At 72.9% G+C, this 19,916-nt stretch carries 19 protein-coding genes, 1 tRNA gene and 1 pseudogene; 8 read left to right on the forward strand and 13 right to left on the reverse strand.

Translation table 11 applies throughout. The annotated features are described in order from the left end of the window. Window positions 1-20: 20 nt before the first annotated feature. A complete protein-coding gene (locus FZC61_RS02965) occupies window positions 21-1,904 on the reverse strand; it encodes a DUF6345 domain-containing protein (RefSeq protein WP_148612274.1) in 1,884 nt (627 codons plus the stop codon). A gap of 168 nt (window positions 1,905-2,072) precedes the next feature. On the opposite strand from FZC61_RS02965, the gene FZC61_RS02970 reads away from it, so the two are divergent. Further along, entirely contained in the window at window positions 2,073-2,567 is a 495-nt protein-coding gene (locus FZC61_RS02970; protein WP_246142481.1) for a SigE family RNA polymerase sigma factor, read from the forward strand. Window positions 2,568-2,680: 113 nt separating this feature from the next. Next, window positions 2,681-3,928 (forward strand): WD40 repeat domain-containing protein, encoded by a 1,248-nt coding sequence (locus FZC61_RS02975; RefSeq protein ID WP_148612278.1) that lies wholly within the window; start codon window positions 2,681-2,683, stop codon window positions 3,926-3,928. On the opposite strand, the gene FZC61_RS02980 is transcribed toward FZC61_RS02975, so the two are convergent. From FZC61_RS02980 to FZC61_RS03015, 8 genes are all read right to left on the reverse strand, one after another. Beyond that, entirely contained in the window at window positions 3,907-4,722 is an 816-nt protein-coding gene (locus FZC61_RS02980; protein ID WP_148612280.1) for an MBL fold metallo-hydrolase, read from the reverse strand. The genes FZC61_RS02975 and FZC61_RS02980 overlap by 22 nt on opposite strands. Next, complete coding sequence (locus FZC61_RS02985; RefSeq protein ID WP_148612282.1) at window positions 4,719-5,597, reverse strand: NUDIX hydrolase; 879 nt, start codon at window positions 5,595-5,597, stop codon at window positions 4,719-4,721. Before FZC61_RS02985 ends, FZC61_RS02980 begins: the two co-directional genes overlap by 4 nt. Next, complete coding sequence (locus tag FZC61_RS02990; RefSeq protein WP_148612284.1) at window positions 5,594-6,070, reverse strand: RidA family protein; 477 nt, start codon at window positions 6,068-6,070, stop codon at window positions 5,594-5,596. The genes FZC61_RS02985 and FZC61_RS02990 overlap by 4 nt, the downstream gene beginning before the upstream one ends. Then, a complete protein-coding gene (sp36, locus tag FZC61_RS02995) occupies window positions 6,070-6,225 on the reverse strand; it encodes a Sp36 family protein (RefSeq protein ID WP_148612286.1) in 156 nt (51 codons plus the stop codon). Before sp36 ends, FZC61_RS02990 begins: the two co-directional genes overlap by 1 nt. Before the next feature lie 93 nt (window positions 6,226-6,318). Further along, complete coding sequence (gene sigJ / locus FZC61_RS03000; protein ID WP_211357054.1) at window positions 6,319-7,191, reverse strand: RNA polymerase sigma factor SigJ; 873 nt, start codon at window positions 7,189-7,191, stop codon at window positions 6,319-6,321. Beyond that, a complete protein-coding gene (locus tag FZC61_RS03005; RefSeq protein ID WP_148612290.1) occupies window positions 7,188-7,934 on the reverse strand; it encodes an SDR family oxidoreductase in 747 nt (248 codons plus the stop codon). Before FZC61_RS03005 ends, sigJ begins: the two co-directional genes overlap by 4 nt. Before the next feature lie 82 nt (window positions 7,935-8,016). After that, on the reverse strand, window positions 8,017-8,649 hold the full coding sequence (locus FZC61_RS03010) for a CoA transferase subunit B (protein ID WP_148612292.1): 633 nt from the start codon (window positions 8,647-8,649) through the stop codon (window positions 8,017-8,019). Further along, the gene (locus FZC61_RS03015) at window positions 8,646-9,416 is read right to left on the reverse strand and encodes a CoA transferase subunit A (RefSeq protein WP_148612294.1); all 771 of its coding nucleotides are present in this window, start codon (window positions 9,414-9,416) and stop codon (window positions 8,646-8,648) included. Before FZC61_RS03015 ends, FZC61_RS03010 begins: the two co-directional genes overlap by 4 nt. A 96-nt stretch (window positions 9,417-9,512) precedes the next feature. Between FZC61_RS03015 and bagA the strand changes: the two are divergent. Both bagA and bagB read left to right on the forward strand, forming a co-directional pair. Further along, window positions 9,513-10,508 (forward strand): annotated as a pseudogene (gene bagA / locus FZC61_RS03020) (ATPase BagA); the annotation flags it as partial. Continuing rightward, window positions 10,505-11,677, forward strand: a complete 1,173-nt coding sequence (bagB, locus tag FZC61_RS03025; RefSeq protein ID WP_148612298.1) for an ArsA family ATPase — start codon at window positions 10,505-10,507, stop codon at window positions 11,675-11,677. The pseudogene bagA and the gene bagB, both read left to right, overlap by 4 nt. A gap of 80 nt (window positions 11,678-11,757) precedes the next feature. Here bagB and FZC61_RS03030 read toward each other — a convergent pair whose 3' ends face one another. Then, a complete protein-coding gene (locus FZC61_RS03030; protein WP_148612300.1) occupies window positions 11,758-12,048 on the reverse strand; it encodes a WhiB family transcriptional regulator in 291 nt (96 codons plus the stop codon). A 220-nt stretch (window positions 12,049-12,268) separates the two neighbouring features. Between FZC61_RS03030 and FZC61_RS03035 the strand changes: the two genes are divergently transcribed. Beyond that, window positions 12,269-14,497 carry a transglycosylase domain-containing protein gene (locus FZC61_RS03035; RefSeq protein ID WP_148612302.1) on the forward strand — a complete coding sequence of 743 codons (2,229 nt, stop codon included), beginning with the start codon at window positions 12,269-12,271 and terminating at the stop codon, window positions 14,495-14,497. Between the two features lie 10 nt (window positions 14,498-14,507). Here the strand turns inward: FZC61_RS03035 and FZC61_RS03040 are convergent, their stop codons facing one another. Then, window positions 14,508-14,966, reverse strand: coding sequence for a GatB/YqeY domain-containing protein (locus FZC61_RS03040; protein ID WP_148612304.1), 459 nt, complete (start codon window positions 14,964-14,966; stop codon window positions 14,508-14,510). Between the two features lie 26 nt (window positions 14,967-14,992). Between FZC61_RS03040 and FZC61_RS03045 the strand changes: the two genes are divergently transcribed. The 3 genes from FZC61_RS03045 to FZC61_RS03055 all read left to right on the forward strand — a co-directional run bounded on the left by FZC61_RS03045 (window position 14,993) and on the right by FZC61_RS03055 (window position 16,824). Then, window positions 14,993-15,925, forward strand: coding sequence for a metallophosphoesterase (locus FZC61_RS03045; RefSeq protein WP_148612306.1), 933 nt, complete (start codon window positions 14,993-14,995; stop codon window positions 15,923-15,925). Between the two features lie 73 nt (window positions 15,926-15,998). After that, window positions 15,999-16,072: transfer RNA gene (locus tag FZC61_RS03050), tRNA-Pro, on the forward strand. 71 nt (window positions 16,073-16,143) lie between these two features. After that, entirely contained in the window at window positions 16,144-16,824 is a 681-nt protein-coding gene (locus FZC61_RS03055) for a hypothetical protein (RefSeq protein ID WP_148612308.1), read from the forward strand. A 597-nt stretch (window positions 16,825-17,421) separates the two neighbouring features. Here the strand turns inward: FZC61_RS03055 and FZC61_RS03060 are convergent. Together FZC61_RS03060 and FZC61_RS03065 are read right to left on the reverse strand one after the other, a co-directional pair. Then, complete coding sequence (locus FZC61_RS03060; protein WP_148612310.1) at window positions 17,422-18,459, reverse strand: aspartate-semialdehyde dehydrogenase; 1,038 nt, start codon at window positions 18,457-18,459, stop codon at window positions 17,422-17,424. A gap of 123 nt (window positions 18,460-18,582) precedes the next feature. Next, window positions 18,583-19,869, reverse strand: a complete 1,287-nt coding sequence (locus FZC61_RS03065) for an aspartate kinase (RefSeq protein WP_148612312.1) — start codon at window positions 19,867-19,869, stop codon at window positions 18,583-18,585. Window positions 19,870-19,916 lie beyond the last annotated feature (47 nt).

Consider the following 19,916-nt stretch of genomic DNA (forward strand, 5'->3'; position numbering starts at 1 on the left):
CGCCGCTCGGCGCGGTGTGATCAGACGGTGCCGGTGATCCAGATGAACCCGATGCGCTGCGACGCCGCGATGTCGGGGGTGGTGGCGCCCTGGCCCCAGAACCGGTCGCTCAGGTTGGTCGTGAACCCGGCGCCGATGGGGCTGACCGTGCGGTAGATCGTGCCGCTGGGCTCGAGGTCCTGCGCCATCTGGGCCCAGGCCGACGAGACCGGCAGCGCCGGGCGCCAGAAGGTCGGGAAGAGGTACTCGGCGAACCGGCCCCCGGTGCCGCCGCCGACGCACTGGGCGTTGGTCACGAAGCCGTTGAGCAGGTGCAGGCGGTCGAAGGACTGCGCCCAGCCCCCGAAGGAACCACCCGCGGTGTCCTTGAGCACCTGGCACGACTCGAGCTGCATCCACTCGAGGTCGTCGTCGTCGCCCCAGCGGGCCTCGCTCGGCACGATGCTGCCGTCGGGCTTGCTCGACTTGAAGGTGAAGCTGCCCGGCGAGCCGTGGCCGGTGTACCACTGGGCGTCGACGGAGTCGACCCACTGGTCGTCGTGGCCGCCGGTCGAGCGCTCGTGGAAGTCCTGCTCCCACGCCGACGCGCCCCGCCAGTCGAAGTTGACGCTGTGGCCCCGGCCCTGCATGACCGCCTTGAAGCCGATCGCGCTGTCCTGGGCGCACTGCCACTCGTCGACGGTCTGCTCGATGCCGACCTCGGCGAACGACCCGCCGCCGCCACCGAAGCCGGTGGCCTCCGCCGAGGACGACGCCTCGGCCAGCACGACGGAGGCCGCGGAGACGACGCCGTTGGCGTCGGTCACCTGGACCGACAGGGTCTCCGAGCCGCTGCTGCCCCGACGGGCGCGCACGGCGTAGGAGACCGTGTCGCCGGCCGTGGCGAGCGGGGTCGAGGAGCTGCTCCAGGCGATCGAGTACGGCGCCGTGCCGCCGTCGACCGCGATCCGGGCGCGGACCTGGCCGTCGGCCCGCTCGGCACCGAGCGCGACCTGCGGCGCGCGGTCCGGCGAGGCGGGGACCAGGAGGCCGCTGACGGCCGACACGGCGTCACGCGCGACGCCGGCCGGCTGGCAGGCGTACGCCGGCAGCAGCTGCCGGACCGACCCGTCGCCCAGCGCGGGCGCGGGGTAGACCAGGCGCGGCAGACCCTGGTCGACCCGCTCGCCGTACATCCGGGCGCACTCGCGCTGCGCGGTCTCGGGGCCGATGATCCCGACCGTGTCGACCTTCTGCACGGCGCGGTGGGTGTCGACCAGGGAGAGCACCCTGCCGTCGCCGTCGAAGGTGATCCGGCTCTTGGCGCCGGGCCCGACGACCGGCACGCCGTCGAGGTTCAGCCGGTAGGACACGGCCGTGTCGACGGCGACGTCGGCCCGGATCCTGCGCCGCGGCACCGACACCTGGACCCGCGTGTGGCTCACGACGGGTCGGGCCTCGAACCCCTCGGGCGTGGGGAGCAGGTCGGCGGCCCGACCCAGCGCACGCTCGGCGTCGAGGACCTTCGTCGCGCGCAGGGCCGCGAGGTCGAGCGTGCGGGCCTGGACCGTCCGACCGTGCTCGTCCCGCGCCTTGACGCCGGCCCTGGTCGGGACCAGCCCGGCGCGGCGGGCGTCGACGAACGAGAAGCTGCCGTCCTTCCGCAGGGCGCCGGCGGAGACGCCGGCTCGGTCGGCCAGGTCCTTGGCCTCCTCGGGACTCAGCCCGGTGCGCAGGACCTCGTAGACGGGAGCCTCGCCCGAGAGCTCGAAGCCGCGCATCGGCGGGGTGGGCACCGGGGCGGCCTGCGCGACGTCCGGGCCGCCGAGGGCGAGCATCGTGCTCGCGACCGCGAGCACGGCGAGACCGACGGAGGCACGGCGCCGCCGTCGGGTACGGCGATGGGGATGGGGGGTGACGATCATGGCTGGTCCTTCGCTCCTGGCACGGCACGACCACCGCGCGTTCGAGGGAAGGAGGGCCCGGGGAGGGGCACTGATACGTCCGGAGGAACAACGACGCAGGATCTCCCTGGGTCGCGGTGCCCCCCGGAGGAGGGTCTACGTGCGTATGTCGAGTGGAAGGGGGTCGGTGTGACTGACGAGGACGACTTCACGGCGTACGTCGCCGCGCGCACGCCTGCCCTGTCGCGGACCGCGTACCTGCTCACCGGGGACGCTCACCTCGCGGAGGACCTGGTGCAGACAGCGCTCTACAAGGCCGCCAAGGCCTGGCACCGCATCGACGGCGACCCTGACCCCTACGTGCGGCGCATCCTCTACACCCAGAACGTCTCCTGGTGGCGACAGCGCCGCCTGGCCGAGACCCCGCTGGGTGACCACGACCGACCGGCCCGCCCCGAGTCCGACGTGGCGCTGCGGCTGACGCTGGAGGACGCCCTCGCGCGACTCACCACCAAGCAGCGCACCGTGCTGGTGCTGCGCTTCTTCGAGGACCTCACCGAGGTCGAGACGGGCCGCGCGCTCGGCATCGGCACCGGCACCGTGAAGTCCACGACCCGTCAGGCGCTGGGGCGCCTGCGCACCCTGGTGCCGGAGCTGGCCGAGCTGATCGGGGAGCCGTCGTGACGACCGAGCGGCTGCGCGACGAGCTGTCCCGCGTCGCAGAGGCCGGACCGACCGCCAGGATCGCCCCTGACACGTGGCGGCGGGCTCGGCGTGCACGCACCCGGGACCGGGTCGTGGGAGTCGCAGCGGTGATCGCCGTGGTCGTGCTCGTCGGTGGCCTCGCCGTCACGGGTCTTCCCCACCGCGCCGGCACACCGGTCGCGTCGGGCGACGGGCTCGCCGTCCCCGACCGCTTGTACGCCGTGCCCGACCGGATGGCCGCGCGACGCGACGACGACTCGTGGGCGCGGTCCGAGGTCACCAACGACCTGACCATCGGTCGCGGGGCGGCCGCCTGGGTCATGCCCGAGGGGCTGCCGGTCGTCGTCGACGCCGCGGAGGGCGCCTACCACCTGCTCGACCTACCTGGGTTCTCCGGCAACGACCGGTTGACGACGTTGGCGCAGCAGCCCGGCCTCGCCCTGTCGCCCGACGGGCGGCGGCTCGCCTACGGCTACGGCGACCCCGGCCCCCAGGACGACGACCGCCCGGTGCCCAGCGGGGTCCGCGTCATCGACCTGGAGTCGGGTGACGTGCGCACGATCCCCGTGACAGGCGGCGAGGGCACCGTCGTAGGTCGCCTCCGCTTCTCCCCGGACGGCCGGTGGCTCGTGTGGGTCGGGCGCCGACTCGCCTCGTGGACCGAGGGGAGCATCGGCGGTGGAACGTCGGTGGCGGGTCGGATCGCACCGGGCGCCACCACGTCCGAGGCGATGACCGGCCTGGGCAAAGGAGTCGAGGCCGACATGGCCGGTGACGTCGGCATCGACGACCGGGGAGTGGTCCAGGTCCTCACGAACCGAAGCCTGGTCGCATGGGACGGACGGGTCCTGTCCCGACGACGACTCGCGGAAGAGCTCCTGGGACCGATCGCGGTCCGCCTCGATGGCTCGGCCCTCGCGGTCTCCGGCAGCGACGGGACCGCCCTGCGCAGGCTCGACCCTGCGACCGGTCGGATCACCGAGGTCGTCAACGACGGCCCGTACCTCGATCCGGTCGGCTGGCTCGAGGACGACGACACGACCCTCGTGGTCGTCAAGGGCGGTGAGTTCACCACCCCGACAGCACTCGCGATCGCCGGGCCCGACGGGGTGCAGACCGTGGCCCGTCTCGAGGACGGGCTTCCGACACCGAGCATCGCGGTCGACCTTGTGTCGGCCGAGCAGCCCACCGTCCGTCGCCCCGCGCCCGACTGGCCCTGGTCGGACACCGCCCGGACAGCGGCGGCGGTCGCGGCGGTGGTCGCGGCGGTGGTCGCGGCACTGGCCGCACTCCTCGCGCTGCGGTGGGCGCGACGCCGTCAGCCGCGCTCGCCCAGGTAGGCGAGCTGGGCCCGGACCGACCACTCGGCGGCGTCCCACAGGGACTCGTCGACGTCGGCGTAGACGATCTCGACGACGCGACGGGGCAGCTCGTCGACGGCGAGGCCCTCAGGGTGGGGCTGGTCCTGCAGCTGCTCGAGGGCGGCGCGCACCTGGTCGAGGCGCTGGCGGCGGTGGGCGAGGTAGAAGTCGAGCACGGGGCCGGCCTCCGGGAGTACCGGGCCGTGGGCCGGCCAGATGGCGTCGACCTCGCCGGCCGTCACCAGGGCACGCATCCGCTCGATCGAGGCGAAGTAGGCGCCGAGCTCGCCGTCGGGGTGCGCGACGACGGTGGTGCCGCGGCCGAGCACCATGTCGCCCGACAGCAGCACCCGCTCGGCGGGCAGGACGAACGACACCGAGTCGGCGGTGTGGCCGGGCGTGGTGACCACGCGCAGCTGCAGGCCCCCGACGTCGACGACCTCGTCGTCGGCGAGCGGGTCGGCGCCGACGCAGTACGCCGGGTCGAGCGCCCGGACGGCGCACCCCTTGCGCTCGGCCAGGGCGGCGGCGACCTCGGAGTGGTCGTAGTGGTGGTGGGTCAGCAGGACCAGCCCGACGTCGCCGGTGGTCTCGTCGAGCAGGTCGAGGTGACCGTCCTCGACGGGACCGGGGTCGACCACGACCGACGTGCTGGAGCCCGGCTCGCGCAGCACCCAGGTGTTGGTGCCGTCGAGGGTCATCAGACCGGGGTTGGGCGCGAGCAGGCAGCGCCCCCGCTCCCCGAAGCCGCCCCCGGCCCAGGCCGCGCTCATGGCCGGCGCTGCTGGACGAGGGGTCGCAGACGGTCGGGCATGGAGAGCGTGAAGCCGTCGTCGAGGGCCTCGAGCGACGGGGTGAACATCTCGGCGTTGCGCGACGCAGCCTCGGCCAGGACCTCCTCGGGCGTTGCGAAGGTGCCGACCTCGAGCGAGGTGAGGTAGGTCGGCGGCATCATCGCGAGCTCACCGGCGTCGGCCTGGTCGGCCGCGGCACCGGCCGGCAGCCAGACCACCGACGACGACTCCGACGAGACGTCGCGGGTCAGCTGGCCCTCGGGGAGCGCCGCGACGAAGAACCACGTGCGGTAGCGCTTGGGCTCGAAGACCGGCGTCAGCCAGGCGTCCCACACACCGAGCAGGTCTGTGCGCAGCACCAGCCCGCGGCGCAGCAGGAAGTCGGTCATCGACAGCTCGCGCGTCTCGAGCGCGACCCGGTCGGCCTCCCAGTCGTTGCCGGTGGTGTCGGCGACGACCTCGTCGGGCGACGGGCCGGCCAGCAGCACGCCGGACTCCTCGAACGTCTCGCGCACCGCGGTGCAGACCAGCGCACGCGCCGTCTCGGCGTCGCAGCCGAGCCGGTCGGCCCACTCGTCGGCGGTCGGGCCGGTCCAGGCGACCTCGGTGTCGAAGTCGCGGGGGTCGACGCCACCGCCGGGGAAGACCGCCATGCCGGCGGCGAAGTCCATCGAGACGTGGCGGCGCATGTAGTAGACGTCGGGCCCGGCGGCGTGGCCGTCGGGGTGGTGGCGCATCAGGACGACGGTGGCCGCGTTGCGCGGCTCGACGGGCGTCCTGGTGCCGTCGGCGTACTCGCGGGCGAGCGCGACCAGGTGCTCGGGCAGCGGCACCGGCGGCAGCGGGATCTTCACACCGCGACCATGATCTCGACCTCGACGGGGGCGTCGAGCGGCAGGGCGGACACCCCGACCGCCGAGCGCGCGTGCACGCCGGTGTCGCCGAAGACCTCGCCGAGCAGCTCGGAGGCGCCGTTGGCGACGCCGGGCTGGCCGGTGAAGTCGGGCGTCGAGGCCACGAACACGACCACCTTGACCACGCGCTTGACCAGGGCCAGGTCGCCGACCTCCGCGCGTACGGCGGCAATCGCGTTGAGCGCGCACTGCTGCGCGCAGGCGTAGGCCTCCTCGGCGCTCACCTCGGCACCGACCTTGCCGGTGGCCATCAGCTCGCCCGACCGCATCGGCAGCTGGCCCGAGGTGAACACGTGGTCGCCCGAGCGCACCGCCGGCACGTAGGCCGCCACCGGCTTGGCCACCTCGGGCACCGCGAGGCCCAGCGAGGCCAGCCGCTCCTCAGGGGTGCTGCCCACCGCGGACCCTGCCATCACGAGGCCTGGGGCCGCTTGAGGAACGCCACCAGCCCACCCTGGGCGTTGGTGTGGATCGCCACCAGCTCCCACCCGTCCTGCCCGAAGTTGTTGAGCATCAGGGCCTCGTTGTGGAGCGGGATCGGTGCTACTTGGTACTCCCAGGTCGTCATGACTGCACCCTACCGATGACCCCGCCCCACGTCGGTCGAGCACCATCCCGCCCGCGGCCGTCACCAGACCCACCGACCGCGACGCCGCGCGCTTCAGTCTGGGCCGCCGGGCAGCTTGTCCGGGGCCATCACGATGTCGATGCGCCGGACCAGGGCGTCGTCGACGGTGAAGGAGAGCACGGCCCAGGTCCGTCCGGCCGTCACCGCCGCCAGTCCGAGCCGACCGTTGACCTGCACCGGGACGTACGCCGCCGCGTCGTGCCTGGTCGCGATGCCCGCCATGAAACGGGCGACGTGGTCGGGCCCGAGCACGGGCCGCCGGGCCGCGTTGACGACGCCTCCGCCGTCGCTGGTCAGCACCACCGCGGGGTCGAGCAGCGCCACGAGGCCGGCGAGGTCGCCTCCGGCGGCCGCCGTCACGAACGCCGTGACCACCCGCTCGTGGGTCGTCGCGTCGACGTCGACGCGCGGGACGCCGGCCGCCACGTGGGCCCGGGCCCGACGTGCCAGCTGGCGCACGGCCTCCGGGCTGCGCCCCACCGCCCGGGCCACGTCGTCGAAGGGCATCTCGAACAGGTCGTGCAGCACCCACGCCGTCCGCTCGGCCGGGGTGAGCTGCTCCAGCACGACCAGCAGCGCGTAGCGGACGGTGTCGTCGAGGGTCACCCGGTCGGCGGGGTCGGGCCCCGCGTGTCGTACGACGGGCTCGGGCAGCCACGGGCCGACGTAGGCCTCACGGCGCACCCGGGCCGACCGCAGCACGTCGATCGCGGCCCGCGACACCGCGACCGTCGCCCAGCCGAGCACGTCGCGCACCGGCTCGCGCTCGTGGGCCGCGACCAGGCGCAGCCAGCAGTCGGCCACGACGTCCTCGGCCTCGGCGTGGCTGCCGAGGAGGGCGTAGGCGACGCGGGTGAGACGCGCGCGGTGCTCGTCGTACGCCTGCGCGAGGGCCTCGGCGCTCACGCCCGCAGCCACTCGTCGAAGGTGGTGCGGCCCCGCGACCCCGCGCCGGACGGCGTCAGCGACCCGTCGCGCATGCCTCGCCCCGCGGCTCCCGGCACGGGCACGGCGACGACGAGCCGTCTGAGCCCCCGGGCCCTCGACACCCGACGCGCGAGCCGGTGCATCGCCAGCACCTCCGGCCCCGCGAGGTCGGGCACGCGGCCCGACGGGCCCACCTCGACGAGGTCGACCAGCGCCTCGGCGACCTCCCGCGCGGCGACCGGCTGGCTGGTCATCCGCGGGACGACCGACACCGGTCCGAGCCGCACGAAGTGCAGCACCTGCTCGGCGAACTCGTGGAACTGCGTGGCGCGCAGCACGCTCCAGGGCTGGTCGCCGTCGGCCAGCAGCCGCTCCTGGAGACGCTTGCCGGCGTAGTAGCCGCTGGGCACGTCGTCGATGCCGACGATCGACAGCGCCACGTGGTGGCCGACGCCGGCGGTCTGCTCGGCGGCCACCAGCGAGCGGGTCACGCCACCGAAGAACCGCTCCGCCTCGGCCCGGTCCTGCGTCGGCATGCTGGTCACGTCGACGACCGCGTCGACCCCGGCGAGGCGCCCCTCGAGCCCCTCACCGGTGGTCAGGTCGACCCCGACCGACCGGACCAGCGGCACCACCTCGTGCCCGCGCCCGGTCGCCACGTCGACGACGTGACGCCCGACGACCCCCGTGGCACCGGCCACCGCCACCTTCATGCTGCTCATGCTCGGCTGCTCTCGCTCATGACAGGTGGACGAGACAGGGGCCATCGGACGTGACATCGCCGCGTCCGTGGTCGACCGCAGGTCAGCCGACCAGCACCTCGGGGCCGGTCTTGGCGCGCACCTCGTCGACGGTCACGTCGGGGGCGAGCTCGACCAGCTGCAGCCCGGCGGGCGTGACGTCGAGGACGCACAGGTCGGTGATGATGCGCTGCACGACCCCGCGACCGGTGTAAGGCAGCGTGCACTCCTCGACGATCTTGTGACCGCCGTCGCGGGCGACGTGCTCCATGAGCACGATGACCCGCTTGGCGCCGTGGACCAGGTCCATCGCGCCGCCCATGCCCTTGACCATCTTGCCGGGGATCATCCAGTTGGCGATGTCGCCGGCGGCGCTGACCTGCATGGCGCCCAGGATCGCGGCGTCGATCTTGCCGCCGCGGATCATCCCGAACGACGTCGCGGAGTCGAAGTACGACGCCCCCGGCCGCAGCGTGACGGTCTCCTTGCCGGCGTTGATCACGTCGGCGTCCTCCTCGCCCTCGAACGGGTAGGCGCCCGTGCCGAGCACGCCGTTCTCGGACTGCAGCACCAGCTCGACGCCCTCGGGCACGTAGTTGGGCACCAGCGTCGGCAAGCCGATGCCGAGGTTGACGTAGGAGCCGTCGCTCAGCTCGGACGCTGCCCTGGCGGCCATCTCCTCACGCGTCCAGCTCACTTCGATCCCTCCCGCGTGCGCACGGTGCGCTTCTCGATCCGCTTGTCGGCGGCCTGCTCGGGCGTCAGCGCGACGACCCGCTGCACGAAGACCCCCGGGGTGTGCACCTGCTCGGGGTCGAGCTCGCCGGGCTCGACGAGGTGCTCGACCTCGGCGATCGTCACGCGACCGCACATCGCGGCGAGCGGGTTGAAGTTGCGCGCCGAGGCGCGGTAGACGAGGTTGCCGTGCCGGTCGCCCTTCCAGGCCCGCACCAGGCCGAAGTCGGCCACGATCGCCTCCTCGAGCACGTGCTCGACCCCGTCGAACTCCTGGGTCTGCTTGGGCGGCGACGCCTTCACGACGTTGCCGTCGGCGTCGTAGCGCCACGGCAACCCGCCCTCGGCGACCTGCGTGCCGACGCCGGTGCGGGTGAAGAACGCCGCGATGCCCGACCCACCGGCGCGCATCCGCTCGGCCAACGTGCCCTGCGGGGTCAGCTCGACCTCGAGCTCGCCGGAGAGGTACTGCCGGGCGAACTCCTTGTTCTCCCCGACGTACGACGCCACCATCCGTCGCAGCCGGCCGTCGGCGAGCAGGATGCCGAGGCCCCAGCCGTCGACGCCGGCGTTGTTGGAGACGGCCTCGAGGTCCGTGGCCCCCGCGGCGTGCAACGCCTGGAGGAGCACCGAGGGGATGCCGCACAACCCGAAACCGCCGACCGCGACAGTCGACCCTGACCCGATGTCGGCCACGGCCTGCGCCGCCGACGAGACCACTTTGTCCATGCCGGGCACAGTAGCCCGCCCGCGGCCCCGTCGTGAGGCGAGCGTCACGTCCCCGGCCGACCGGGAGGGCGATGCCAAGCCCGGCGCCGGTCACTAAGGTCCAGTCCTATGACCGACTGGCCCAAGGTGCGCCTGCACGTCGTGACCGGCAAGGGCGGCACCGGCAAGTCGACCGTCGCGGCGGCCCTGGCCCTGGCCCTGGCCACCCGCGGCAAGAACGTCCTGCTCTGCGAGGTCGAGGGCCGTCAGGGGATCGCCCGGATGTTCGACGTCGACCCGCTGCCCTTCGAGGAGCGCCGCCTCACCACGGGTCTGCCCGGCCCCGACGGGCGACCCGGCGTCGTCCACGCGCTGCACATCGACCCCGAGTCGGCGCTGCTCGAGTACCTCGCCCTCTACTACAAGCTCGGGCGCGCGGGCCGCGCCCTCGAGCGCTTCGGCGTCATCGAGTTCGCCACGACCATCGCGCCCGGCGTCCGCGACGTGCTGCTCACGGGCAAGGTCTTCGAGGCCGTCGAGCGCAACAGCCGCAACAAGGGCGCGATCCAGTACGACGCGGTCGTCCTCGACGCGCCGCCCACCGGCCGGATCGTGCAGTTCCTCAACGTCAGCAACGAGCTCGCCGGGCTCGCCAAGGTCGGGCCGGTCAAGTCGCAGGCCGACACGATGATGACGCTGTTCCGCTCGCCGCGCACCGCCGTCCACCTGGTCACCGTGCTCGAGGAGATGCCGGTCCAGGAGACCGTCGACGGCATCGCCGAGCTGCGCAGCGTCGACCTGCCCGTCGGCGGCGTGGTGGTCAACCTGGTCCGACCGCAGGACCTCACCGCCGAGCAGCTGGACGCCACCGATCCCGAGACCGTCTCCGCCGACCTGAAGGCCGCGGGGGTCGAGGCCGACGACGCGCTCGTCGAGAGCCTGATCAGCGAGGGTCACGAGCACGCCGAGCGGCGCGCCCTCGAGACCTCGCAGCGCGCGATCGTCGCCGGGCTCGACGTCCCCACCTACGAGCTGCCGCGGCTGCCCCAGGGCGTCGACCTCGGCGCCCTCTACGAGCTCGCCGCGACGCTGAGAGAGCAGGGCCTGGCATGAACCAACCCCCACGCGTGGGTCCCGCCGGCCCGACCGCACCCACCCTCGACGTCGACGCCCTGCTCGACGACCCCGGCATCGGCATCATCGTGTGCTGCGGCTCGGGCGGCGTCGGCAAGACCACCACGTCGGCCGCCCTGGCCCTGCGCGCCGCCGAGCGCGGCCGCAAGGTCGTGGTGCTGACCATCGACCCGGCCCGCCGGCTCGCGCAGGCGATGGGCATCGACGCGCTCGACAACACCCCCCGACCGGTCGTCGACGTCGACGCGGCCGCAGGCGGCCATCTCGACGCGATGATGCTCGACATGAAGCGCACCTTCGACGAGGTGGTCGAGAGCCAGGCCAGCCCCGAGAAGGCCAAGCAGATCCTCGAGAACCCCTTCTACATCGCCCTGTCGAGCTCGTTCGCCGGCACCCAGGAGTACATGGCGATGGAGAAGCTGGGCCAGATCCACGCCGACTCCGTGGCCGCCGGCGGCGACGGCCGCTACGACCTGATCGTCGTCGACACCCCGCCGTCGCGCTCGGCGCTCGACTTCCTCGACGCCCCCGAGCGGCTGTCCAGCTTTCTCGACGGGCGGTTCATCCGGCTGATGCTGGCCCCGACCCGGGGGCCGGCCCGGCTCATCGGCGCGGGCTTCGGCCTCATCACCAACGCCCTGACCAAGATCCTGGGCGCCCAGGTGCTGCGCGACCTGCAGACGTTCGTGGCCGCGATCGACACCGTGTTCGGCGGGTTCCGGCAGCGGGCCATGAAGACCTACGCGTTGCTCCAGGCCGACGGCACGGCGTTCGTCGTGGTCGCGGCGCCCGAGCCCGACGCGCTGCGCGAGGCGGCCTACTTCGTCGAGCGGCTCAGCGCCGACCAGATGCCGCTGGCCGGTCTCGTGGTCAACCGCGCCGGCGCCGCCCCGGCCGGGTCACTGAGCGCCGACGAGGCGATGACGGCCGCGGCCCGGCTGCGCCGCGACGAGCCGACCTCGACGACCGCCGGGCTGCTGCGGCTGCACGCCGACCAGGTGCGCCTGGTCGAGCGCGAGCAGCGGCTGCGCAGCCGGTTCGCCGCGGCCCACCCGCAGGTCGCCACCGCCGTCGTACCGGCGCTCGCCTCCGACGTCCACGACCTGACCGGTCTGCGGCGCGTGGGCGAGCTGCTCGCGGAGCAGTAGCCCCCGGACAGGCCCCGAGACGTACGACGGCCCGTCGCCAGGGGCGACGGGCCGGTCGTGGGGTGGTGCTCACACGGTGCTCAGACGGTGACGGACTCGCGGGTGGAGGCGTCGCGGCGGGCGGTCTCGAGGAGCTCGCGCCACGAGGCGGTGGGCCGGCGGCGCAGCAGCGCGCGGCGCTCACGCTCGGTCATGCCGCCCCAGACGCCCCACTCGATCTGGTTGTCCAGCGCCTCGGCGAGGCACTCGGTGCGCACGGGGCACCCCTGGCACAGCGTCTTGGCCTTGTTCTGCTCGGCGCCACGGACGAAGAGCTTGTCCGGCTGCTCGGCCTTGCAGGCGGCGCGAGGCGCCCAGTCTTCAACCCACATGATGATGTCCCCACATCTTTGATAGAGAGATCCGCATCCCCATGACGCCGACCCGTCCCCGTAACAGGTTCCAAGGTAAAGAACCAAAGTCCTTGAGGACAGACCTCTTTCGACCCAACTTCCCTAGTCCTAAATGACTAGTCCGCTCTGACCACCCCCCTGCTGGGGTGACGGACGCGCGAATCTGCCCGGCACGGCACCCTCACGTACATTGGGCTCCGTGTCCAGGCCCAGGTCAGAGCGTCCTCGAGCCACGACCGTCCTCTCGCACCTCGCAGTGATGGTCGTCGTCTCGGTCGTCCTCGGTGTCGTCGTGTCCGGTCTCGCCATCCCGTTCGCCGGGGTGCTCGGCTTCGCGACCCGCAGCACCGCCGAGGCCACCGACGACCTGCCCCTCGAGCTCGAGACCAGGCTGCTGCCGCAGAAGACCACGATCTTCGCCAGCGACGGCAGCGTGCTGGCCACCGTCTACGACCAGAACCGCATCGTCGTCTCGCTCGACCAGATCTCGCGCACCATGGTCGAGGCCCTGGTGTCGATCGAGGACTACCGCTTCTACGAGCACGGCGCGATCGACCTCAAGGGCACCGCCCGCGCCCTGGTCACCAACCTCGGCTCGGGCGGCGTCGTCCAGGGCGGGTCGTCGATCACCCAGCAGCTGGTCAAGCAGACCCTGCTCAACGCCGCCAAGACCAAGAAGCAGCGCGCGGCGGTCACCGACGACACCTACGCCCGCAAGATCAAGGAGCTGCGCTACGCGATCGCCCTGGAGAAGAAGCACTCCAAGGACTGGATCCTCGAGCGCTACCTCAACACCGTCTACTTCGGTGACGGCGCCTACGGCATCCAGGCGGCGGCCAAGCACTACTTCGACGTCAACGCCCGCAACCTCAACCTCAACCAGTCCGCCATCCTCGCGGGCCTGGTGCAGAACCCCACGGGCTTCGACCCCACCAACCACCCCGACCGGGCCCTCGACCGCCGCGACGTCGTGCTCGACCGGATGGCCCAGCTCAACGTCATCACCCAGGACAAGGCCGACGCCGTCAAGGCGCGGGGCCTCAAGCTCGACCCGCAACCCAGCGACAACGGGTGCATCAACAGCCGGGCACCGTTCTTCTGCAACTACGCCATCGAGTACCTGCTCAAGGACAAGGCCCTGGGTCGCAACGAGGAGGAGCGCGAGCGCCTCATCAAGTCCGGCGGGCTGAAGATCTACACGACCATCGACCTGGCCGACCAGAAGGCCGCCGACGACGCCGTGAAGGCCAACGTCCGCGCCACCGACCAGGCGATCGGCGCGCTCGCGATGGTCGAGCCCGGCACCGGCGAGGTCAAGGCGATCGCGCAGTCGCGGCCGATGGGCGAGAAGAAGAACCTCGGGCAGACCTACCTCAACTACGTCGTGCCCTCGCAGTACGGCGACTCCAACGGCTTCCAGGCCGGCTCGACGTTCAAGGCGTTCGTGTTGGCCGACGCGATCGAGAAGGGCACCCCGCTCAACGAGGTGCTGCCGTCCCCCAACGGCCCGATCACGCTGCAGGAGGAGGACTACCAGACCTGCGGCGACAAGCCCTACGGCTACGGCGAGTTCCCCATGGCCAACTCCGTGCAGTCCAGAGGCGTCGAGAACCTCTACACCGGCACCCGCAACTCGATCAACACGTTCTTCTTCAACCTCGAGAAGCAGACCGGCATCTGTGACCCCTACGAGCTGGCGCGGTCGATGGGCGTACGGCTGACCTGCCCTACGGCCGACTCCTGCCCCGGGGTCTCACCGGAGCGGGTCCCCACCTTCACCCTCGGCGTGGCCGACGTGAGCCCGCTCGAGATGGCCGAGGCCTACGCTACCTTCGCCGCCCGCGGCAACCACTGCGTCGCGCGGCCGGTCACCTCGATCGAGGACGCCAACGGCACCCTCCTCAAGGAGTACCCCGCCCGCTGCTCGCAGGTGATGTCGACCTCGACCGCCGACGCGGTCAACGACATCCTGACCGGCGTCATCGAGGGCGGCTTCGCCTCCGCGCAGTACCTCGGGATCCCGGCCGCCGGCAAGACCGGCACGACCGGCACCACCGAGTCCTCCCCCGCCGTGTGGTTCATGGGCTACACCCCGCAGCTCGCCACCGCCGCGATGATCGCCGGCGCCAACGACTTCGGCACCCCGATCGGCCTCGACGGCCAGGTCATCAACGGCGTGACCGTCAGCGCGTCCGGGTCCGGCCTGGCCGCGCCCATGTGGGGCGACGCGATGAAGGCGATCGTCGCTGCCGGCGGGATCGACTACGAGGACTTCGTGGCCCCCGTCGACGTGCCGGGCTACGGCGCGACCAGCGTCTACGTCGCCCCGCCGCCCAGCAGCGGCGGCGACGGTGGCGGTGGCAACGATGGCGGCAACGGCAACGGCAACGGCGGCGGGAACGGCAACGGCGGCCGCGGTCGCCGCTAAGGCCTGAGGCTCAGCCGAGCTGGCGGCGTACCTCGGCGGCGACGGCACCGCCGTCGGCGCGTCCCTTGACCTGGGGCTGGACGACGCCCATGACCTTGCCCATGGCGCGCATGCCCTCACCGGCCGCGCCAGTCTGCTCGACCGCGGCGGTGACGATCCGGGCGATCTCGTCGGCGGTGAGCTGCTCGGGCAGGTAGCGGGCGATCACCTCGGCCTCGGCGCGCTCCTTGTCTGCGCTCTCGGCCCGGCCGCCCTCCTCGAAGGCGGTGGCGGCCTCGCGGCGGCGCTTTGCCTCGCTGGTGAGCACGGTGAGGACCTCCTCGTCGCTGAGCTCGCGCGCCTGCGTGCCCGAGACCTCGGCGTTGGTGACCGACGTCAGCACCATCCGCAGGGTCGAGGAGGTCAGCGTGTCGCGAGCCTTCATCGCAGTCGTGAGGTCGGCGCGCAGCTGCTCCTTGAGGGTGGTCATGCCGGTCATTGTGGCAGCCTGGGGCCGTGTCTCCGACCGGGTTGCTCGTCCGCTCCGCCGCTGCGGCCACCCTGGCCGGGGCCGCCGTCACGGCGTACGCCGCCCGGGAGGCCCGCCAGTACACGTTGCGCCGCGTCGAGGTGCCCCTGCTGCCGCCGGGTGCCCGCTCTATGCGGGTGCTGCACGTCAGCGACCTGCACATGACGCCCGGCCAGCGCCGCAAGCAGGAGTGGGTGCGCGGCCTGGCCGCCCTCGAGCCCGACCTGGTCATCGACACCGGCGACAACCTCTCGCACCGCGACGCCGTGCCGGTCGTCTGCGACGCCCTCGGAGCGCTGCTCGATGTGCCGGGCGTGTTCGTGCACGGCTCCAACGACTACTTCGAGCCGACGCTGCGCAACCCGCTGCGCTACCTGCTGCCCGACGACGGCCGGCGCCACACCGAGTCGCCGCAGCTGCCGTGGCCCGAGCTGACCCGACGCTTCACCGACGCGGGATGGCGCGACCTGACCAACCGCCGCGCCACCGTCACCGTCGGCGACCTCACGATCGCCTTCGCCGGCGTCGACGACCCGCACCTGTCCTACGACCGGCTCGACGAGGTCGCAGGACCTGCCGACCCGGCGGCCGACGTGCGGCTGGGGGTCGCCCACGCGCCGTACCTGCGGGTCCTCGACCAGTACGCCGCCGACGGCTACGACGCGATCGTGGCCGGCCACACCCACGGCGGCCAGGTGTGCCTGCCGGGCGGTCGCGCGCTCACGACCAACTGCGACCTCGAGCCCGCCCGGGCCCGCGGCCTGCACCGCCACCCCGCCGACTCCCACGACGGCGACCCGGGCTCGGCGTGGCTGCACGTGTCGGCGGGCCTGGGCACCAACCCCTACGTCCGCCTGCGACTGGCGTGCCGTCCCGAGGCGACCCTGCTGACGCTCGTCGCGCGGGCACCGCAGGGGTGATACCGATTGCCGGCGCGGCGCCGCGCTCGGGTATGCTCCAGTGCTTGTGAGCCGACTCCGGTCGGTGCACGTTCGGGCTGTGGCGCAGCTTGGTAGCGCGCTTCGTTCGGGACGAAGAGGCCGCAGGTTCAAATCCTGTCAGCCCGACTCTTCACCACATGTCGACCCCGACCGGTTCACCGGTCGGGGTCGCTGGTTTCCGTGCCAGACTGGACGCCATGGCCGACGATGACGACGACCGCCCGAGCCTGCAGGCACCCCAGTTGTTCGGCCGCCGCCGCGCGGCCCGCACACCGGCCCCAGCGGCTTCGTCGGCCCCCGCGGACGCGGTGACCGAGCCGCAGCCGCAGTTCGAGGACGTCGGCGACCCGACGGCGGTCCTGCCCGCGGCGCCCGAGCCCGCCCGACGACCCCGCAAGGCCCGGCGTACCGGGGGCGTCGACGTCGCCGACGCCCCCCTCGACACCCCGACCGCCGCTCCCCGGACGCCCCGCGCTCCCCGCACTCCCCGCACCGAGCCGCTGCTCCCGGGCCGTCAGGCCGCGGCCGTGGTCGGCGTGCTGGCCGGCCTGTCCCTGGTCGGATTCACCTGGGTGGGCTTCCGGGGCTGCGAGGCACTGCGCGGCACCACCTCGTGCGGACCCGGCCCCGGCATGGCCGCCCTGGCGGTCGTCTTCGTCGCCGCCGTCGTCGTCGGCGGCCTCCTGCTGTCCTTCTTCCGCGTCCCCGACCCGGGCGCGACGAGCTTCCTCGCGATGGGCCTGACCGCGGTGTTCTGCCTGGTCTTCCTGGTCGACCACCTCGACCACTGGTCGATGGTGATCGTGATCCCTGCCCTCAGCGCCGCGACCTACCTGCTGTCGTGGTGGGTCACCACCACCTACGTCGACACCGACTGAGGGCCGGCGCCGTCCGGGCCGGGGCCGTTCAGAGCCCCGGTCGGCGGCGCCAGGGTGCCGGTCAGGCCCGCCGACGCAGGCCGGCGGCAGCGATCCCAGGTGGCGCGGGACGCGGCACGGGCGCCGTCCGGGCCGGGGCCCGTCAGAGCCCCGGTCGGCGGCGCCAGGGTGCCGGTCAGGCCCGCCGACGCAGGCCGGCGGCAGCGATCCCAGGTGGCGCGGGACGCGGCACGGGCGCCGTCCGGGCCGGGCCCGTCAGAGCCCCGGTCGGCGGCGCCAGGGTGCCGGTCAGGCCCGCCGACGCAGGCCGGCGGCAGCGATCCCAGGTGGCGCGGGACGCGGCACGGGCGCCGTCCGGGCCGGGGCCGTTCAGAGCCCCGGTCGGCGGCGCCAGGGTGCCGGTCAGGCCCGCCGACGCAGGCCGGCGGCAGCGATCCCAGGTGGTGCGGGACGCGGCACGGGCGCCGTCCGGGCCGGGGCCGTTCAGAGCCCCGGTCGGAGGCGCCAGGGTGCCGGTCAGGCCCGCCGACGCAGGCCGGCGGCAGCGATCCCAGGTGGCGCGGGACGCGGCACGGGCGCCGTCCGGGCCGGGGCCGTTCAAGACAGCAGCAGCTCAGCGATCTGGACGGTGTTGAGCGCGGCGCCCTTGCGCAGGTTGTCGCCGGAGACGAAGAGCGCGAGGCCGCGCTGGCCGTCGACGCCCTCGTCCTGGCGGATCCGGCCGACGTACGACGGGTCCTGCCCGGCGGCCTGCAGCGGGGTGGGGACGTCGCTGAGCTCGACGCCCGGGGCCGTCGCGAGGATCTCGCGGGCGCGGGCGGGGGTCAGCGGCCGGGAGAACTCGGCGTTGATGGCCAGGGAGTGGCCGGTGAAGACCGGTACGCGGACGCACAGCCCGGAGACGCGCAGGTCGGGCAGGCCGAGGATCTTGCGCGACTCGTGGCGCAGCTTCTGCTCCTCGTCGGTCTCCTCGAGGCCGTCGTCGACGAGGGTGCCGGCCATCGGCAGCACGTTGAAGGCGATGGGGCGCACGTACTTGACGGGGTCGGGGAAGGTGACGGCCGTGCCGTCGTAGGCCAGCTCACGGGCCTTGTGGCCGGCCGCCTCGACCTGGGTGGCGAGCTCCTCGACGCCGGCCACGCCGGAGCCGGAGACCGCCTGGTAGGTGGAGGCGATCAGGCGCACGAGGCCGGCCTCGTCGTGCAGCGGCTTGAGGACCGGCATCGCGGCCATCGTGGTGCAGTTGGGGTTGGCGATGATGCGGCGCCCGCCCTCGCGCACGGCGAGCCCGATGTCGCCGGGGTTGACCTCGGAGACGACCAGCGGGATCTCGGGGTCGCGACGGAACGCCGAGGAGTTGTCGACCACGACCACGCCGGCGGCGGCGAAGACCGGGGCCAGGGCGCGCGAGGTGGTCGCCCCGGCGGAGAAGAGCGCGATGTCGAGCCCGGAGGGGTCGGCGGTGGCGGCGTCCTCGACGACGACCTCGCGGCCGGCGAAGGGCAGCACGGTACCGGCCGAGCGGGCCGAGGCGAAGAACCGGACCTCGTCGGCGGGGAAGTCGCGCTGCTCGAGGATCTGGCGCATGGCGACCCCGACCTGCCCGGTGGCACCGACGATGCCGATGCTTGTCATGACTCCTCCAGTCGGGCACGGGGTCCCCGCGGCGTTGTTCCTGGAGGAGCGAAGCGGGGGAGGGAAGAACGTCGTGGGGTGTGCTGTCCGGTGGCACCGACGATGCCGATACGGGCGCCCACGTCAGCGACCGGTCCCGCCGTAGACGACGGCCTCGACCTCGGTGGCGTCGAGGTCGAACGCCGTGTGGGTGGCCTGCACGGCGGCAGCCACGTCAGCCTCGTCGACGATCACGGAGATGCGGATCTCGGAGGTGGAGATCATGCCGAGGTTGACGCCGGCCTCGGCGATGGAGGAGAAGAACTTCGCGGTGACGCCCGGGTGGGAGCGCATCCCGGCACCGATCAGCGAGACCTTGCCGATCTTGTCGTCGTAGAGCAGCGACTCGAAGCCGATGGTGGCCTGCAGCGCGGCGAGCGCGGTCATCGCGGTCTGGCCGTCGGTGCGGGGCAGGGTGAAGGAGATGTCGGTGAGGTTGGTCGCCGCCGCCGAGACGTTCTGGACAATCATGTCGAGGTTGATCTGGGCCTCGGCCAGCGCGGTGAAGATGCGTGCGGCCTCGCCGACCTTGTCGGGCACGCCGACGACGGTGATCTTGGCCTCGCTCACGTCGTGGGCGACGCCGGCGATGATCGCTTGTTCCATGCTGCTGCCCTCCTGGGCGGGGATGTCTTCGATGGAGCCGCGGACGATGGTGCCCTCGAGCTGGCTGAACGACGACCGCACGTGGATCGGGATGTCGTATCGGCGGGCGTACTCGACGCACCGCAGGTGCAGGATCTTGGACCCGCACGCGGCCAGCTCGAGCATCTCCTCGTAGGTGACGGTGTCGAGCTTGCGGGCGGCCGGGACGATGCGCGGGTCGGCGGTGAACACGCCGTCGACGTCGGTGTAGATCTCGCACACGTCGGCGTCGAGCGCCGCCGCGAGCGCGACGGCGGTGGTGTCGGTGCCGCCGCGGCCCAGCGTGGTGATCTCCTTGGTGTCCTGGGAGACGCCCTGGAAGCCGGCGACGATGACGATGTGGCCGTCGGCGATGGCCTCCTGGATGCGGCCGGGTGTGACGTCGATGATCTTGGCCTTGCCGTGCACCGAGTCGGTGATGACACCGGCCTGCGACCCGGTGAACGACCGTGCGCTGAACCCGAGGTCGGAGATCGCCATCGCGACCAGCGCCATCGAGATCCTCTCCCCGGCGGTCAGCAGCATGTCGAGCTCGCGCGCGGGGGGCAGCGGGCTCACGGCGCGCGCCTTGTCGAGCAGCTCGTCGGTCGTGTCCCCCATGGCCGAGACGGCGACCACGACGTCGTGGCCGTCCTTCTTGGCCTCCACGATCCGTCGGGCGACCCGCTTGATCGCGTCGGGATCGGCGACGGACGAACCGCCGTACTTCTGCACGACAATGCCCACCGGGCTCACTCCTGGATCGGGGAAGGGTTCCGGTGCTTGATCCTACG

The organism is Nocardioides rubriscoriae, assembly GCF_008087085.1.
Lineage (GTDB): Bacteria > Actinomycetota > Actinomycetes > Propionibacteriales > Nocardioidaceae > Nocardioides > Nocardioides rubriscoriae.